Origin of the sequence: Pseudomonas sp. R1-1 (assembly GCF_051132135.1) — a bacterium.
Taxonomy (GTDB): Bacteria; Pseudomonadota; Gammaproteobacteria; order Pseudomonadales; family Pseudomonadaceae; genus Aquipseudomonas.
The window spans coordinates 5,495,723-5,509,595 of the sequence record NZ_CP071663.1 but is presented as its reverse complement, the minus strand read 5'-3'; the positions used below and the strand labels follow the sequence as shown (position 1 = coordinate 5,509,595).

General features: G+C 61.8%; 11 protein-coding genes. 1 reads left to right on the top strand and 10 read right to left on the bottom strand.

Going from position 1 to position 13,873, the window contains the following annotated elements; translation table 11 throughout:
• Positions 1-22 precede the first annotated feature (22 nt).
• On the top strand, positions 23-4,831 hold the full coding sequence (locus J3P75_RS24690) for a DUF4329 domain-containing protein (RefSeq protein WP_434708520.1): 4,809 nt from the start codon (positions 23-25) through the stop codon (positions 4,829-4,831).
• A 42-nt stretch (positions 4,832-4,873) separates the two neighbouring features.
• On the opposite strand, the gene J3P75_RS24685 is transcribed toward J3P75_RS24690, so the two are convergent.
• The 10 genes from J3P75_RS24685 to cbiE all read right to left on the bottom strand — a co-directional run bounded on the left by J3P75_RS24685 (position 4,874) and on the right by cbiE (position 13,847).
• The gene (locus J3P75_RS24685) at positions 4,874-6,247 is read right to left on the bottom strand and encodes a PepSY-associated TM helix domain-containing protein (protein WP_434708519.1); all 1,374 of its coding nucleotides are present in this window, start codon (positions 6,245-6,247) and stop codon (positions 4,874-4,876) included.
• A gap of 121 nt (positions 6,248-6,368) precedes the next feature.
• Complete coding sequence (locus tag J3P75_RS24680) at positions 6,369-8,489, bottom strand: TonB-dependent copper receptor (protein ID WP_434708518.1); 2,121 nt, start codon at positions 8,487-8,489, stop codon at positions 6,369-6,371.
• An 84-nt stretch (positions 8,490-8,573) separates the two neighbouring features.
• Positions 8,574-9,020: a DUF2946 domain-containing protein gene (locus J3P75_RS24675; protein ID WP_434708517.1), complete on the bottom strand. Its 447-nt coding sequence runs from the start codon at positions 9,018-9,020 to the stop codon at positions 8,574-8,576.
• Positions 9,021-9,041: 21 nt separating this feature from the next.
• Positions 9,042-9,521 (bottom strand): copper chaperone PCu(A)C, encoded by a 480-nt coding sequence (locus J3P75_RS24670; RefSeq protein ID WP_434708516.1) that lies wholly within the window; start codon positions 9,519-9,521, stop codon positions 9,042-9,044.
• 46 nt (positions 9,522-9,567) lie between these two features.
• On the bottom strand, positions 9,568-9,966 hold the full coding sequence (locus J3P75_RS24665; protein ID WP_434708515.1) for a DUF2946 domain-containing protein: 399 nt from the start codon (positions 9,964-9,966) through the stop codon (positions 9,568-9,570).
• 99 nt (positions 9,967-10,065) lie between these two features.
• Positions 10,066-10,356, bottom strand: a complete 291-nt coding sequence (locus tag J3P75_RS24660) for an addiction module antidote protein (protein ID WP_077570750.1) — start codon at positions 10,354-10,356, stop codon at positions 10,066-10,068.
• Positions 10,353-10,661: a type II toxin-antitoxin system RelE/ParE family toxin gene (locus tag J3P75_RS24655; protein WP_332765091.1), complete on the bottom strand. Its 309-nt coding sequence runs from the start codon at positions 10,659-10,661 to the stop codon at positions 10,353-10,355. Before J3P75_RS24655 ends, J3P75_RS24660 begins: the two co-directional genes overlap by 4 nt.
• A 159-nt stretch (positions 10,662-10,820) precedes the next feature.
• Positions 10,821-11,549, bottom strand: coding sequence for a cobalt-precorrin-6A reductase (locus J3P75_RS24650; RefSeq protein WP_434708514.1), 729 nt, complete (start codon positions 11,547-11,549; stop codon positions 10,821-10,823).
• The gene (locus J3P75_RS24645) at positions 11,546-12,643 is read right to left on the bottom strand and encodes a cobalt-precorrin-5B (C(1))-methyltransferase (protein WP_434708513.1); all 1,098 of its coding nucleotides are present in this window, start codon (positions 12,641-12,643) and stop codon (positions 11,546-11,548) included. The genes J3P75_RS24650 and J3P75_RS24645 overlap by 4 nt, the downstream gene beginning before the upstream one ends.
• Positions 12,636-13,847: a precorrin-6y C5,15-methyltransferase (decarboxylating) subunit CbiE gene (gene cbiE, locus J3P75_RS24640; RefSeq protein WP_434708512.1), complete on the bottom strand. Its 1,212-nt coding sequence runs from the start codon at positions 13,845-13,847 to the stop codon at positions 12,636-12,638. Before cbiE ends, J3P75_RS24645 begins: the two co-directional genes overlap by 8 nt.
• Positions 13,848-13,873: the final 26 nt, after the last annotated feature.

Below are 13,873 nucleotides of genomic sequence, written 5' to 3'. Positions count from 1 at the left end.
CCGATTTCTGCGCAGGTTTTTTATGAGTGATGTGTCTGGCCGGTCCGGTCGCACCGCAATTTCTCCGGCAACGTTCAAGCTACCGCCCTTGAGCCCGGCATTTCTGAGCGAAGAAGACGCCGCCTATTGGGTTCATACGCGAGTTCCGCTTAATCCCGACAAGGAGTACGGGAGCGTGGTGCTGCTGCGCCCGGACGGAAAGTTTGTGGCCACCTCACCTGCGGCAGGTGAAGCGACAGGCTTCGACTTTGGCACCATTGTCCAGACCGATGCACTTGGCGCAATGCTCCATCCGTTGGGCTACCGCTGCATCGCCAGCGTCCACAGCCACCCGCCCATCCATGACCAGGTCCGCGTGGGCCATTCGTTATCCGATGAAATGCTGGTCAGGCTGTTCATCGGTTTTTACTCCGAGGGCGATTTCATCGGTGATGCAGTAGCGCGGGATTTTTTCCGCAGCGCTTATCTGTCGGGCCCTGACGGCACCCTGCTCAAGTACGTGTCGAGCGGATCGCCAGAGGAGCGCAATTTCTCCCTCCAGTTGCAATTGGGTGCGCCGTCGGCAACTTCCGATGTCGTCGCTTTGATCCGTACACTGGCGACAGTGGGCGAACTCAAAGTCATTGTTTCGAATGCCGACTGGGGCCACTCGGTGGGACGGGTGCCCAGGGACTGGAAGCCGGGCAAGGCGTTTTCCACCGGTGTGCCGAGCGAGTTGCCACTGCTTACGCGGGTCTGTGTCAACGCCGAGCGCGCCGTGCTCGCGGCATTGAAATCCAGAGGCGCACAGGCTGCCGGTTTGCTGTTGAAAAAGCTCAACGGCAAAGCCTATGTCGCGACCCATGCACGCCCGGCCGGATTGGCTGCCTGGGATGCGCAAAAGATTTTCCCGCTGGACGCCGATGGTCAGCTGCAATTGCCGAAAGGTTACGTACTGGAAGGCTTTTACTGCGTCTCGCACGCTGAGTCCGAGCGGGTGCCGTCGGCGCAAGCCTGGCTCTATGAAAATTTTTTCACGCCTCAGGATATCGCCCTGGCCATCGCCGCCAAGGGTCGCAACCAACGATGGTCCGACAAGCGGCAGTTGTCGCTGTACCTTCGGACCCGCGATCAGGCGATGTTGCAATACGTTTTCAGCGCAAGTGCGATTGAAGCGGCGCTGAGCGTCGAGCATGCCGACGGCAGCATTGGCGACAACGGCGTGCAAGCCAGGTTGATGGCGGGCACTCTTCGGCCACGTGTATTCGTCTCGATGCTGGTGCTGGCCGGCAGCCTGAGCGTTGTGCGCGGCAGCGCTTTATGGGCGCAACTGGGGCAGGTAGGCCTGGATTGGCAGCCGTTCGCGCATTTTGACTGGCCGGTGCTGAGCCAGGCTTTTCTCAGCGCCGATGACGCAGCCCGTTATGCGCATGAACAAATCGGCATTCGCCGTGACCGGCAATACATCGGGTATGTGTTTCGGCGCGACGATGGACGCTTCGTCGTCACCGAACCGCGGGAAGGTGACATCGATTCGCTCATTCACGCTCGTCTCTATCCGGTCGACAACCACGGCCGGAAGATTTTCCCTGACGATCATCAACTGCACGCCCGTTACGTCTCCCATGTGGCGTTGTCGCGACTCGATCCGGTGCAGGTCGACTATTACCGCTGGACGCTCCAGGAGGCGCTGCTGAGTCTGCAAATGTTAAACGCCGCAGAAGTACGCCAGGCACTCCAGGACGGGATCACACTGTATTGCTCCGGCGCGCGCAACAGCCTGGTCAGCTTCAAATCTTCACCGAGCGCGGCGGCCAGGAATCTGGAGAGTCGCCTCGGCACCTCTCGGCAGCCGGGGACACTGGCACGTGAACTGGACGCCGGCACTCAACGACCGCAGGCATTCGTCCGTGAGCAAGCGGGGGCCGGCGAATTGTTCAACCTGATCGACGACCCGACATGGGGCTATCGAGGGCGCATTGCAGTGCACTGGAACCTGCCGGTCTCGCCTGTGCCAACGTCCAGCGAACTCCCAACGCCGACACCGGTCACGCACGTACCGACGTTGCCTGCACCGTCCGGTTCCGAGTTTGAGTCGCCGCACCATCGCGAATCGACGCTGCCCCGGCCGCCCTTGCTGTTGCCACTACCCTGGCGGCCTCCGGCGTTCGTCGTTTATGGTGCGGTCTGTGCCTCGGCAGACGAAGCTGCACACAGTCAGTACGCCCGCGACACACGCTTGCAGGACGACAAGCGCGCGTGGTTCGGCTTTATTCTCAAGCACAGGGTGCACGAGCAATTCATCGCCACTGAACTGCTGCCGGTCAGCGAACGGCGCGACAATCTGTTCGACCTCAATAGCGTGTTCGACTCACTGACCGCCGAGCCTTGGTATCGCTATCCCGAAGGCTTCGAACTGTTTGGCAGCTTCTATTGCCATCAGCGAGTGAAAGATCCGTCCGACCGGCCCATGGACTGGCTGGCGCATTATTTCATCACCCCCGATGACCTGACCGTTGCGATGTATTACTCGCCGCGGCGTCCAGTGGCCGCCTCGGACTTGCCCGCAGCGCTGTACATTGCCAGTCGTGAAGGCGCGCTGTTGAAGTACTGCTACAGCAAGACCAGCAAACTGTTTCACGATGACACCTCGCAAACGACGCTCGACAACCTCAAACGCGATCTCGTTTCCGGTGCCAGACTGCCGACGGATTTTGTCCAGGTTGTGGCCAGTAGCGGCGAACTGTCGGTATTGCGCACGAGCCTGTGCTGGGATCGCCAAGGCCAGGTGAAACCGACCTGGCAGCCTTACGCCAACCTCGAGCGCCGGTGGCTCAGCCCGGCATTTCAAAGCGCAGATGACGCAGCGGTGTATGTCCGGTCTCGGTTGCCAAGCGCTGCCGACAAGACCTGGGGCGGGCTGATTCTGCGTCGAGCCGATGGGCTGTACGTGGCCACGCTACCGGTCGAAGTGTCGCGGGAAGATTTTGACAGTACCGAGATCCTCCCGGAGGAGGGCCGTGGCGTCGGCGTGTTTCCTTCCGACTGCAAAATTTCGGCGCGTTACCGATCGCGTGTCGTACGAGAGCTGTCGGTGGCGTTTTCCGCGGTCCAGAAAGAGATCTACCTGAACATGTTGTCGGTCGACACCGTTTATTCGGCGTTCACCCGCCGCCTGAAAAATTGGGACGAATACCTGTTCGCACCGGATGGGGCATTGATTCGTTACCAGGCAGGTGCCTGGCAGCGCTTTCGTGCTGATGTGCTGGCAGCTTTGTCGGACAACCAGAAGGTGCCCGTCACTCTCGACGCCGATCTGATCAAACAACGCATACACAGCGGTGAGTTGAAACCGATTGCCTGGATCGACTCTCTGGCCAGAATCGGCTACTTGCACGTTGTGGTCGGCAGCGAAGTCTGGGGCTCGCCCCGCGCGGTCCAGCAGTGGGTACCTTATGCCCAAGACCTGCAACCCTCGGCCGATTACGTCAAGGCCACGAGTGAACCACCCTGCAGCCCGGTCTTCATACAGGCCGATGCCGCCGCCCGGTATGTGCACGAGGCAATGGTCAGTCGCGACGCGCTGACATTCGGGGTCATCCTGTATGCCAGAGAAGGCGTGTACCTCGCCACGTTGCCGCTGACCGCGCAACGTTCCGGGTTGGCGATGGATCGGCTTTTCGTGCAGGGCCAATGGCTGCGCGGCTATGCATGGGACGCGTTGTATCTGCGCGCGCCGTTGCCTCCCGTCGGCGTGCGCGCCAATGACGTGCGCCATTCTTTTTTTACTCCCGACGCCGTCCAGCAGGCGTGCAGGCGCGCCACCACGCCCCAAGGATACAAGCCGCTCTATTTTTCCTGTGCCGACGGTGCGTTGTTGAAGCTGCAATTGCATGCCTTTGAGCCCGGTGAATTTTTTGACCGGTTCGGCCAGATCGAATTACGCTCCAACGCCTTCGTATCGCGCGTCCAGGCAGCGGTCGATGAGCGTGCTATGGCCCGAGGCCGCTTCGGGTTCCCCGAATACGTGCAGCGGATGGCCAGGGCCGGTCGGCTTGAGGTCATCGAAACCAGTGAGTGCTGGTCGCGTCATGGGCCGGTGGATGAAGACTGGCAGCCGCGCCTTGCCGACACGCCACCTGAGCAACGCTGGCAAAATCATCCGGTGCCGGCCCTGGGCCCGATCTTCCATCACCTGGACGATGCCGCGCGCTACGCTCACCAGCGTGTCGACAGCGAAACGCTGACCCGAAGCGGCTATGAGGGGGCAATTCTGGCGCGTTCGAAGAGCCAGCGCTTTGTGCCGCTCGAGCCGGTTGCCGTTTTCAACAATGCCGCCAGCCTTGTTGCACAGCTGTTCCGTACCACCAAAGACGCGCAGTCGCGCAACCCGCCACTGAGCCTGTTCGAGGGCTATACCTGTGTCGCCAGCCACCAGTTCAACCTGTCAGCGAGCACCAGGCTGACGGCCGACTTCGAGCAGATCGGAGCTGATTTCCCCAGTTCCGATCGCATGCATGCCCACACCCATGAATTGAAAAATCGGGGGATCGATGTTCAGGCTTATTTCTACTCGACACCCGATCAGGCACTACTCAAATACGTACCTGATTATTCAGCCACCGAAAGCGCGCTGTTGCTGTCGGCGCATTCGCTGGTATTCAGGGACGGGCGCTGGATAAGCCGGTTGAGTCCGGCGGAGTTCATTTCGCAGCTCAGGCTGTTGGGCGAACTGCGGGTACTGCTCAGCGGACGCTACTGGCGTCAGACCGGGCGCTTGGGCAGCCTCTGGAAAAACCGCCGGCAGCAGCCCTTGCTTGAGACAACCCTGCGCGCCAGAGACGAGCTGTGAACCGGCGGCGCGGGCAGACGAGACTGCCCGCGCCATTCGGGCTCAAGGCGCAATATCTGCCGTGCGCTGGCCCAACCGTGCCAGTAACAGCCTGTCAAGCAACCACACCACCACCAGCGATGCCCCCACCAGCGGGAATATCACCGCCAGCACCAGCATGATCGCCACGCCGGTTTTCCATTTCGGCAGATCATGGCGTAGCGGCGGTACGCCGAATTTTCCTTCGGGCCGGCGCTTCCACCAGATCACCACGCCACTGACAGCACTGAGCAGGATCATCAGGCAGATCAGCAGCACGACGATCTGATTGAAGGTGCCGAACATCTTGCCTTCGTGGAGCATCACACCGATTTCCGTAGCGCGAGCGACCGTGCCGTACTGCTCGAAACGCACGTCGGCGAGGACCTTGCCGGTGTACTGATCGACATGCAGGGTGGCATCGTTGCGCGGGTCGTCGGCGAACACCGCGATGGTGAACACGCCGGTGGCGGTGGTCGGCAGGGTGATGCTGTAGCCCGGTTCGACTTTGCGCTCGGTGGCGATATCCTGTACGGCTTGCAGGCTGACGGCCGGCGCGGCAGGCCCGGCATGGGCACCTGCGTGCGCCATGTGTTCGGCATGGTCGCCGGACATCGGCATCGGCGTGTTCTCCATCGCCCATGGCACGGTCTGACGCGTGGCGCTGTTGAGGCTGCGCGCTTCAACGTCGGAAGTCGGCACGTTGTTCCACATCGCGGCCGGGAACACGTTCCATACCGCCGCATATTGTTTGCCCCAGAAACCGGTCCAGGTCATGCCGCTGAGCAGCATTACCAGCAACAATGTTGCGCCCCAGAACCCGGTGACAGCGTGCAGATCACGCCACAGCACGCGACCGCGGGCGTTCAGTCGCGGCCACAAAATACCCGCCGCCTGACCCCGCGGCCACCACAGGAACAGCCCCGACACCACCAGCACCACGCCCCAGCCAGCGGCCATTTCGATCAGCCGGTCACCGACGGTGCCGATCATCAATTCGCCGTGAATCGCTCGGGCGATGGCTTGCAGGTTCTGTTTGGCATCCTGCTCGCCGAGAATGTCGCCGTGGTACGGATCGACGAACACGTTGAGTTCGTGGCCGGCATTGTTGACCACGAACTGTGCGCTGCGCTCGGCGTTCAGCGGCGGCAGGTACTGGGTCACCTGGCCTTGCGGATAGGCGTTTTTCACCCGTTGCAGCAGGTCATCGGCCGGCACCGTGTGATGACCGGCGGGGACGTTGAGCAGGCTGCTGTACATCAGCGAATCGAGTTGCGGTTTGAACAGGTAGATGATGCCGGTCAGCGCCAGCATCACCATGAACGGGGCGACGAACAGGCCCGCGTAAAAATGCCAACGCCAGGCCAGGTTGTAGAAATTCGGTTGGGGCTGTTTCATCAGGTTTGCTCCGCTTGGCTTGGTTCTTCTGATTGTCTTTGGCGGTTGCTGTGCAACCGATCGCCAGCAGGCTGGCTCCCACAGGATTAGTGTCGAACCTGTGGGCGCCTGCTGGCTGCTGTCAGAAACTCATATCAACTTTGGTCCAGAGCGTGCGCCCCGGTTCATTAATGGCTTGCGGATCGTTGGCCGGGTAGCCGAATCCGGCGTTGCCGGCCAGGTTCAGGTGTTCGGCGTACGCCTTGCCGAACAGGTTGTCGACGCCGCTGCTGACCTTCCATTGCTTATTGATCCGGTAGGCCGCGTTGAGCGAAAACACGCCGAAACCTGCGCTCTGCTCGTAGTCCTTGCCGACCACGTTGCCCTTGTTCTGATCGATACGGTGCTGCGCGGCGACCACCCGCCACAGGGCGCCGGCGCTCCAGTCGTCCTCGCTGTAGGTCAGGCCGAAACGCGCATCCAGCGGCGGCATTTGCGGCAGGGCCTTGCCGTCACTGCTGTTCTTGCCCCACGCATAGGCGAGGGTCGCATCGGCTTTCCAGTGGTCGGTGAGCTTGTAGGCCGCACCGACTTCGCCGCCCATGATCCGCGCATCGATGTTCTCGGCGCGCGAGGTGCTCATACCCATCATCGCCGGGGTGTAATCGAAGAGGATGTAATCGCGCACCACGCCGACGTAACCGGACGCCCAGGCTTCGAGGTCGGCGCTTTTGTAGTTCAGGCCGAAGTCGAACTGGGTGGTCTTTTCCGGTTTAATCGCATCGAATGCATTGACCGAACCCAGCGGGCCGCGGCTTGCCGAAAACAGTTCCCAGTAATCCGGGAAACGCTGGGCATGGCCCAACCCGGCGTAAAGCGTGGTCGGGCTGTCGGCGAGGTCATGCTCGTAGCGCACGAAACCGCTGGGCAGGGTGTCGGCGCGCGTATCGTCGGCGGTCGGATTGGGCCGTGACATCATTCCGGAACCGGTGGTTTGCCGGTAATCCTTGGCCGAGGCGCGGTCGAGCCGGGCGCCGCTGACCAGCCGATCACGCTCGGCGGCGTACCAGGTCATTTCGCTGAACACGCCATAGTTATGGAAATCGGCGTCCTTGCTGTACGGCAGATCCTTGTAAGTGTCGATGCCCATCGCACTGCGCTGGCGGTGTTCATTGGTCTGCGCATCGAGGCCGGTGATCAGCTGAATATCGGCCCAGCGCCAGGTCGCCTTGATCCGCGCGCCGAGGGTGCGGCGGTCGACATTCGACGCCATCGGCCCGGCCATCATGCCGGTCCCGGACGGGGTGCGCAGGGTGTAGTTGTCCATCACATGGTCGGCGTAGTTGTAGTAGACCTGCGCTTCGAACTTCTCCAACACGTCAGTAATGTTTGATTTCTCGAAGCGCAGGCCGAGGCTTTCGCGCAGAAATTGCGCACCGTCCATGCCGCGTCCGGCGTAGCGCGCTTCGCCATCGCCCTTGCCGGCGGTGAGCTCAATCAAGGTGTCGGCGTCCGGGGTCCAGCCGAGTGCGATATCGCCGTTCCATTTGTCATAGCGCGAGGCGACGATGTCGTTGTTGCCGTCGCGATAATCGTCGGAATGCGCAGTATTGCCGATTACTCGCACATAGCCTTGCGGGCCGCCGGCAGCGGCGTCGATGACTTTGTCGAAGCGCCCGTGGGAGCCAGCCAGAATGCTCGCATTGACCCGTGTGCCGAGTTCGCCGAAGTTTTCGGGCTCACGCTCGAACAGCACTGTGCCGGCCGATGCTCCTGGCCCCCAGAGCACGGTTTGCGGGCCTTTGATCACTGTGAGCTGATCGTAGGTTTCCGGGGAAATGTACGAGGTCGGCGCATCCATCCGCCCGGGGCAGGCGCCGAGCATCATGCTGCCGTTGGTGAGGATGTTCAGGCGCGAGCCGAACATGCCGCGCAGCACCGGATCGCCGTTGGTACCGCCATTGCGCACCAGGGCAAAACCGGGAATGGTCTTCAGATAATCGCCACCGTCGCTGGCCGGCACCGGCTGGCGCGGGTCTTTGGGGTTGGTGACGATGGTCAGCGGCGAGCTCGGTGCGATCGCGGTGATCACCGTCGGGCTCAGTTCCTGATTGTGGCCGGCGTGTTCATCGGCCAGCACCAGCGGCGACAGCAGGACGCCGCAAAGCACGGCGGTAGCATGCCTGAAACGAATCGATGATTCGTGCAAAGCGAAAGACGCCGGGGCACACCCCGAGCGTGAAACAGCAACAAACCTGGACATGACAATTTCCATCGAACAGTCGTAAACGACACGGTCGGCAGCCTGAAGCTGTCTTCTCAACCGTGTGCAATCAGCGGTGCGTGTTTACGCGGCGATGGGCGGGGCGCGGGTGCGGGCGCCGGGGAAGAAGGGTTGCCGGGCGTGACCCAGACGTGGAGCGGGCGGGGTGAAGGTGTTCAGCAGCGGCAGATTGAAGGCGATGAAGTCGCCGCCAGCGGTCAGCGCCGGGCAATTGAACAGCAGGCTGCAGTAACCGCATTTTTCCCACAGCACATGGTGGGATGATTGCGGCGGGCAGTGTTCGGCTGCCGGTTGCGCGTCATGGCTACTGTGGTCCATGCCAGGCATGGCCATCGACATGTCCATGCTCATCGGCATCGAAGTCGAGGCGTGTTGATCCATCGGCATCGACTGAGAGATCAGTGGGCCGATGAAGATCATCAACATGGCAAACAGGGCGATCCAGCTGCCGCGGGTCAGGTGTTCAGTCTGACGGCGTTGCCGGGTGGGCCTGCTGCCTGGCGAGCGCATGGGCGAGGTCTGCCGGATGGCTTATTGAGCGTGCGCGTGCGTCTGCGTGGTTTCCGGTGGTTTTTTCTGCACGGCGACTTCGACGGTGAGGTCACCGGCCTTTTCGAAATGCAGGGTCAACGGGAAGCGCTTGCCATCACTGAGCAGGCTGCGATCGCTCGGGTTGAGCAGCATGACGTGGTAGGCCATCGGTGCGAAGGTCACGTTGCCACCCGCCGGAATCGCCACGCTCGGCACCTGCTGCATCTTCATCAGATCGCCCTGCATGACGTGTTCGTGCAGTTGCGCGTCCGGAGCAATCGGCGAGTCGACGCCGAGCAGGCGATCGTCGGTTTTGCCGGCGTTGTGAATGATGAAATAGGCAGCGACCGTCGGGGCATTCGGCGGCAGTTCCTGCGACCACGGATGCGCGATTTCCAGCGCGCCGGCCTTGTATTCGTGGGCATGGGCAAAGCACGTCGGCAACAGCAGCGCAGCGACGACGATGAGTTTGTTCAACATGGCAGTTCTCCAGAACGATTTGAAACGCGGGTATTGCGCGAACAAATCAGACCAGAGGGGAAGCTCGGGGATTGAGACTCGGCCATTGCTGGCGCGGTGTCGGTGTTTGCAGCGAGGCGGGCGCGACGCTGCGATTGCTCTCAAATCGGGCGAAATACAGGTGCGGCGAATGCCCCGGCAGCGCCACCAACGGCGCCGAGCCCGAGCAACACCAGCAATGCTGCATGTTCGAATGAGTGTCGTTGAGCGGCGCTTGCTGATCGCTGGCGCCGATATCGATAGCGACCATCTTCGTACCGCTGCCGGTGCAGAAAGTGCTCCAGAGCAATTGCTCGGCCGGTGAACTGGCCGCTTGCGCCATCGCCCCGCTCATCGGCATGGCGAGCATGTTGAACAGCACTGCAAAGCAGGCGATCCAGGCAAATGCTAGCCGGTGTCGGTTCATGGGACAGATCCGTTGGAGTGGGCGATCAGGCGCGGGCTATTTAGCCTGATCAGGGCCGATAAGTAAAAAAGCGTCGTGCGGTTTGGTGTCGCAGTGCTTTTAAAGTGTTACGGCATGCAATCTCAAGCCAAGAGCCTTCATGACTTTCATGATAGTTGCGAATTCGGGATTGCCAGTGCTGCTCAGCGCTTTATATAGACTTTCGCGGCCCAAACCTGCATCCCGTGCCACTTGCGTCATGCCTTGAGCCCGGGCGATGTCATTGAGCGCTGCACGGATAAGGACGCCGTCACCTTCATCGTCGTCAAAACAGGCATCCAGATACGCCGCCATGTCCTCGGGAGTTTTGAGGTACTCGGCGGCATCAAAACGGGCGAATTCTTCGCTCATGATCTACTCCTCATTTCCGATGTGTGAGCCATCTGCACGGCGCGTTTGATATCTCTTTTTTGTGTCGATTTGTCGCCCCCGATCAGCAGCAGATAAATCACTTCACCTTTGCGTGTGAAGTACATCCTGTAACCAGGGCCATAATGAACACGCATTTCATAAACAGTGTCACCGACGAACCCGCAATCACCGAAGTTGCCATTTTCGGCTTTTTTGATTCTGGAGATGATTCGGCCTTTCCCATTGATGTCTTTCAAGGCGTCGAGCCATTCGGAAAATATGCGGGATCGTTCAAAAGCGATCATGTTGGGATCGTATTCCTTGGGATACAAGCTGGCAAGCCGCTTTTCTTGGCTGTCTGCTTGTCGGGATTGAAGGAACCGAAGTATTGGGGTGAGGATGTAGTGAAAAACAGTCGGCTGCGTCCTCAAAAATTGCAGGTAAATTCGCAAATAAATTCGAAGTCAGGAAAAGTCTGACGTCGTCAGCGCTTCAAGGACTTCAGACGCTGATCGAAATTCCCGATCAACTTCTGGCAACCCCGGCCGCTGCAACACCAGCACCGGCACCCCGCATTCGCGCGCCACTTGCAGCTTCGGCTCGGTAGCACTGCTGCCGCTGTTCTTGCTGATCAGTACATCGATCTGCCGGCGTTCGAACAGCGCTCGCTCATCCTCCAGCAGAAACGGCCCACGGGCGCCGATGACTTCGCAGCGTTCGTTGCCGGGGTAAACGTCGAGGGCGCGCAGGGTCCAGAACTGGTCGGCGGGGATTTCATCGAGGTGCTGCAGCGGTTCACGGCCAAGGGTGAACAGCGGTCGGCGAAACGGTTTGAGCGCAGCGATCAACTCGGCCCAGTCGCTGACTTCGCGCCAGTCATCGCCGGGCTGCGGCTGCCACGCCGGACGTCGTAATGCCCAGCAGGGGATGTCGGTCAGTCGCGCGGCGGTCGCAGCGTTCTGGCTGATCTGTGCGGCATAGGGATGCGTGGCGTCGAGCAGCAAATCCACGCCTTCATCAGTGATAAATCGCGCCAGACCTTCGGCACCGCCATAGCCGCCAACGCGCACCTGACAGGTCAGATCGCTCGGCACCCGGCCGACCCCGGCGAGGCTATAGATGTGTTCTGGCCCGAGGGTTCGGGCAATCGCCAGCGCTTCAGTCACGCCGCCCAGCAGCAAAATCCGCTTCATGCAAAACCTCCGGCATGCCCGACAATGCCGCCCTGACGATCGATCGCAAACACCTCGACCTGCACCTGCGCGGGGACCACGCTGCGCGCAAAGTTCAGCGCATGCCGGCACACCTCATCACCAAGTGCGACCCCCGCCGCAGCCGCCATGGCCAGCGCCTGCTGACTGGTGTTGGCCGTGCGAATGCCGTGCTGCAAGGTTGCGTCTGCGCCAATCGCCGCCGCCCAGCCGGCCAGTTGCGGCAAGTCGATGCTCGAATGCCGTGAATGCAAATCCATGTGCCCGGCCGCCAGTTTGCTGATCTTGCCGAAACCGCCGCACAGGCTGAGTTTGTCCACGGGCACTTTGCGCAAGTGCTTGAGCACCGCACCGACGAAGTCGCCCATTTCGATCAGGGCGATTTCCGGCAGGTCGTAGACCCTGCGCATGGTGTCTTCGCTGGCGTTGCCGGTGCAGGCGGCGATGTGCAGGTAACCGTTGGTTTTCGCCACGTCGATGCCCTGATGGATTGAGGCGATGTAGGCCGCGCAGGAAAACGGTCGGACGATGCCACTGGTGCCGAGGATCGACAGTCCGCCGAGAATGCCCAAGCGTGGATTCATGGTCTTCAGCGCCAGTTCTGCGCCGCCTTCGACATTCACCGTGACTTCGAATCCGCCGCCGTAGCCGGTTTCTGCAGCGAGCAGGTTCAGGTGATCGCTGATCATTTTACGTGGCACCGGGTTGATCGCCGGTTCGCCCACCGCCAGCACCAGACCCGGACGGGTCACGGTGCCGACGCCGGCACCGGCGATGAAACGCACGCCCGGCTCGGCGAGCAGCCGCACCTGCGAATAAAGCAGAGCGCCGTGGGTCACGTCGGGATCGTCGCCGGCGTCCTTGATCGTGCCGGCTTCGGCGCCGTGCGCATTCAATCGGCAGAACTCCAGACGCATCTGCACCTGTTTGCCTTTGGGCAAGACGATCTGCACCGCATCGGCCAACGTGCCGCTGAGCAGCAGGCGCGCGGCGGCAAGGCTGGTGGCGGTGGCGCAGCTGCCGGTGGTCAGGCCGCTGCGCAGGGGCGCGGGTTGTTCGGCGGTTTCGTCACGCATCGAGGGGTTTGACCAGATCAAGCAGGGTGATCGGCAAGGCCTGGCGCCAGGTATCGAACTCGCCGAGCGGCTGGGCCTGGGCGACGTGAATGCGCGTCAGCTCGCCGCCGTAGCGCTCGCGCCAGTTCATCAGCGTCAGTTCGCTTTGCAGCGTCACCGCGTTGGCGACCAGACGACCACCGGGTTTGAGCTGTTGCCAGCAGGTTTCAAACACGCCTTCGCGGGTCACGCCGCCACCGATGAACACCGCGTCTGGGCGCTCCAGCCCGGCCAGCGCCTGCGGTGCCTTGCCGCGAATCAGTTGCAGGCCCGGGACCCCCAGCGCATCGCGATTGCGTTCGATCAGTTGCTGGCGACCAGTATCGGCTTCGATGGCCAGCGCGCGGCAGCTCGGGTGCGCGCGCATCCATTCAATGCCGATCGAGCCGCTGCCGGCGCCGACGTCCCAGAGCAGTTCACCGGGGGTCGGCGCGAGGCGGGCGAGGGTGATTGCGCGCACATCGCGTTTGGTCAGTTGGCCGTCATGTTCGAATTCTGAGTCGGGCAGCCCGGCCAGACGCGACAAGCCCCGCGTACCGGCATCCGCCAGGCACTCGAGGGCGATGACATTCAGATCGGCAATCGGCGCATCACGCCAGGCGCTGGCCATCGCGTCGACGCGCCGCTCGGCATCGCCGCCCAGATGCTCGAACACGCTCATGCGACTGGCGCCGAAAGCCCGTTCACGCAACAGCTGCGCGACCGCCGCCGGGCTCTGGCCGTCGTTGCTCAGCAACAACAGACGCACGCCACTGGCCAGATGCGCATTCAGTGCCGCCAACGGTCGGGCCACCAGCGACAGCGTCACTACGTCCTGCAACGGCCAGCCGAGGCGCGCGGCGGCCAGCGAACAGGACGACGGCGCCGGCAGAATCAACATCTCGTCGCTCGCCACCTGCCGCGCCAGACTGGCGCCGACGCCGTAGAACATCGGGTCACCGCTGGCCAGCACGCACACTGCCTCACCACGACGTTCCAGCACGGGCGCGAGGGAAAACGGGCTCGGCCACAATTGCCGCTCGCCGCCAAGGCAAACCGGCAACAGATCCAGCTGGCGCTGGCCGCCGACGATCCGCGAGGCGCCCATCAGGGCACGCCGGGCATTTTTGCCCAGGCCCTTGAAGCCGTCTTCACCGATTCCCACAACCGTCAGCCAGGGCGACATCTTTCTTCCTCTAAACACGCCGTTCC

What these genes read in the sequence shown, in the direction of transcription:
- J3P75_RS24690 (WP_434708520.1), top strand. Translation starts at nt 23, where the DNA reads ATGAGTGATGTGTCTGGCCGGTCCGGTCGCACCGCAATTTCTCCGGCA.
- J3P75_RS24685 (WP_434708519.1), bottom strand. Translation starts at nt 6,247, where the DNA reads ATGAAACAGCCCCAACCGAATTTCTACAACCTGGCCTGGCGTTGGCAT.
- J3P75_RS24680 (WP_434708518.1), bottom strand. Translation starts at nt 8,489, where the DNA reads ATGTCCAGGTTTGTTGCTGTTTCACGCTCGGGGTGTGCCCCGGCGTCT.
- J3P75_RS24675 (WP_434708517.1), bottom strand. Translation starts at nt 9,020, where the DNA reads ATGCGCTCGCCAGGCAGCAGGCCCACCCGGCAACGCCGTCAGACTGAA.
- J3P75_RS24670 (WP_434708516.1), bottom strand. Translation starts at nt 9,521, where the DNA reads ATGTTGAACAAACTCATCGTCGTCGCTGCGCTGCTGTTGCCGACGTGC.
- J3P75_RS24665 (WP_434708515.1), bottom strand. Translation starts at nt 9,966, where the DNA reads ATGAACCGACACCGGCTAGCATTTGCCTGGATCGCCTGCTTTGCAGTG.
- J3P75_RS24660 (WP_077570750.1), bottom strand. Translation starts at nt 10,356, where the DNA reads ATGAGCGAAGAATTCGCCCGTTTTGATGCCGCCGAGTACCTCAAAACT.
- J3P75_RS24655 (WP_332765091.1), bottom strand. Translation starts at nt 10,661, where the DNA reads ATGATCGCTTTTGAACGATCCCGCATATTTTCCGAATGGCTCGACGCC.
- J3P75_RS24650 (WP_434708514.1), bottom strand. Translation starts at nt 11,549, where the DNA reads ATGAAGCGGATTTTGCTGCTGGGCGGCGTGACTGAAGCGCTGGCGATT.
- J3P75_RS24645 (WP_434708513.1), bottom strand. Translation starts at nt 12,643, where the DNA reads ATGCGTGACGAAACCGCCGAACAACCCGCGCCCCTGCGCAGCGGCCTG.
- cbiE (WP_434708512.1), bottom strand. Translation starts at nt 13,847, where the DNA reads ATGTCGCCCTGGCTGACGGTTGTGGGAATCGGTGAAGACGGCTTCAAG.